Origin of the sequence: Streptomyces sp. XM83C (genome assembly GCF_023072675.1) — a bacterium.
Lineage (GTDB): Bacteria > Actinomycetota > Actinomycetes > Streptomycetales > Streptomycetaceae > Streptomyces > Streptomyces thermocoprophilus.
In genome coordinates, this window is record NZ_JALLGL010000498.1 from 1 (window position 1) to 2,536 (window position 2,536).

The following is a 2,536-nucleotide window of genomic DNA, read 5'->3' on the forward strand; positions in this document are numbered from 1 at the left end:
ACAGACACCATCACGCACCTCCAGCACGCCACCTCCACGGACGCACCGGACCTACCTCACCCACCCCGAAACTATGCCTGACCAGCACAAACCCAGCCTCACACTCGGTTTCGAGAAGCCCTCTGAGAGCACGCGCCACTGACAGCGTGTCGAGGTGCGATCACCTGGAGTGAACGGTTTTCGGTCAGCCTGAGCCGCAGCCCGCTGCAGCTGGTCACCGACGACCAGGGGCTTTCGGCGCCCGCCCGGCACACTTCAGCCGTTTCCCGGCAAGCACCGGATCCGACCATCTTCTCAGCGGACACCGGCCCTCCCACCGGCATCCTTCCGACCCAGCGTGGAGTTGCGCGGGTGCGCAGGATTGAGGAACCACTTACGGGCCGAAGCCAGCCACCAGATGCCGCAGAAGGCGATGACGACGCCGACCGCCACGGGCGCGTAGTTGAAGGTGTGCACCGTGACGGGCGAAGCCTGAGGCAGCATGAACAGCACGGTGATCATCAGCACCCAGGCGACGGCGATCGTGCCGACGACGGGAGACCAGGAGCCGAGGTGCCAGGGGCCGCGCTCGAACCGGCTCCCCTGGCGGAGCCGGAGATAGGTCGGGATGACGTAGGCGATGTACAGGCCGATGGTCGCGATCGAGGTGACCGCCGCGTACGCGGTGGTGTTCCACAGGTAGGGCAGGCCGAGAGCGAAGGCGCCGCCGGTGGCGAGCCAGACGGCGTTGGTGGGCGTGCGGGTGGCGGGGTTCAGCTGGTGCCACACCTTGGAGAAGGGCAGGGCGCCGTCCCGGGAGAAGGCGTAGATCATGCGCGAGTTAGCGGTGACAGACGCCATGCCGCAGAAGAGCTGGGCGACGATGACGACCAGCAGCAGCCACTTGCCGGCCGCGGCGCCGAGGGCGTCCATGAGGATCTGCGCCGGGGGCACCCCGGTCCCGGAGGCGAGTGCGCCGGCGTAGGACTGGATGGCGTAGGTGAAGCCGAACAGCAGGATGAAGCCGGCGGCGAGGGAGACGAGGATCGAGCGGACGATGCCCTTGGGGCCGGCGGTGGAGGCGTCGATGGTCTCCTCGGTCATGTGGGCGGAGGCGTCGTAGCCGGTGAAGGTGTACTGCGCCATCAGCAGTCCGATCAGCACCACGTAGGTGCTGGAGGAGAAGCCGGTGTTGTTGACGAACTCGCCGAAGACGAAGCCGGTCGACCGGTGGTGGTCGGGCACGAGCACCAGGGCGCCGCAGATGACGACGACGCCGAGGATGTGCCACCAGATGGAGACCTCGTTGAGGAAGGCGACGATGCGGACCCCGAAGGTGTTCAGCACGCCGTGCAGGACAAGGATGATCCCGAACAGCGTGATGGTGTGGCCGGGCGTGGCGGTGAAGCCGAACTGAAGGTCGAGCAGGGCGTTGAGGAAGCTGGCGGCGCCGAAGTCGACGCCCGCGGTCACTGCGATCTGGCCCAGGGCGTTGAACCAGCCGGTGAACCAGGCCCAGGCGGCGGCCGTTCTCGAGGGGGCCATGCGGTGGGCCCAGAAGTACAGGCCGGCGCTGGTCGGGTAGGAGGAGCAGACCTCGGCCATCGACAGGCCGACGAACAAGGTCATCAGGCCGACGAACAGCCAGCCCCACATGATCACAGCCGGGCCGCCGGTGTTCATGCCGTAGCCGTACAGGGTCATGCAGCCGGACAGGATCGAGATGATCGTGAAGCTGACGCCGAAGTTGGCCCGGCCGGGCATCGAGCGGGAGAGCGTCTGCTGGTAGCCGAGCTGCTTCAGGCGTTCCTCGTCGGAGACGCGGGAGACGTCGAGAGGCATGGGGGTGCCGTCCTTCCTGCATAGGAGGGGTGGTGTCAGGGTGGTCAGGGGTGCCGGCGCCTCGGCGGGTTGTAGGCCCAGGCGCGGTGCCGCAGGAACAGGTCTTCGACCTGACCGCAGTAGGCCCAGGGAAGGTGCGTGGCGTACGGGCCGATCGCGTCGAAGACGTCGGCCGCCTCGCTGTGGCGGTTGGCGAACGATAGGGCGTGTGCCAGGTAGTTGGCGTCATCGGCGAAGCAGGCGTGCGGGCCAGGCGCGCGGTAGCGCCACCAGCGTTCCAGCACGGGGTCGATCTGCGGGCAGTCGATCCAGGGGTGGATGGTCAGCCCGTACGCCTTCTTGTCGCGCTCCTGACGGGATCGGTGGGCCTCGGCGATCACGACCAGGGGAAGGACCGCGATCGGCAGCCCTCGCGGGGCGATGGACGCCTGCTCCTCCGCCCACCACATCGCCTCCCCCGGCCGACCGTGGTACCGCTGGAACAGATAGGTGACGACCTCGTGGTGGGCTTCGCGGTTCCACGGGTCACGCTGCTTGATCTCCGCCCACACATGGCGCAGCGTCGCCCGGTCCGGTGCATGGGTCCGCTGACGGCGGCCGTGGCAAGCTCCCCATAGGCGGCCATTTACCGCCCCACTGATGGCCACGGGTTTCCCCGCGTACGGCCAGTTTTCTCCCCGCTCGCCCCGAGTAGTCCCGCTCGGCGACGCTGGAG

General features: G+C 67.9%; 2 protein-coding genes. Both read right to left on the bottom strand.

The window, feature by feature from the left end; genetic code table 11:
• Nucleotides 1-294: 294 nt before the first annotated feature.
• Nucleotides 295-1,821 carry an amino acid permease gene (locus MTQ10_RS29705; protein ID WP_247473547.1) on the bottom strand — a complete coding sequence of 509 codons (1,527 nt, stop codon included), beginning with the start codon at nucleotides 1,819-1,821 and terminating at the stop codon, nucleotides 295-297.
• A gap of 44 nt (nucleotides 1,822-1,865) precedes the next feature.
• Nucleotides 1,866-2,372, bottom strand: coding sequence for a hypothetical protein (locus MTQ10_RS29710; protein WP_247473550.1), 507 nt, complete (start codon nucleotides 2,370-2,372; stop codon nucleotides 1,866-1,868).
• Between the last annotated feature and the right edge of the window lie 164 nt (nucleotides 2,373-2,536).

Coding starts and splice junctions, on each gene's coding strand:
- MTQ10_RS29705 (WP_247473547.1), bottom strand. CDS start 1,821: ATGCCTCTCGACGTCTCCCGCGTCTCCGACGAGGAACGCCTGAAGCAG.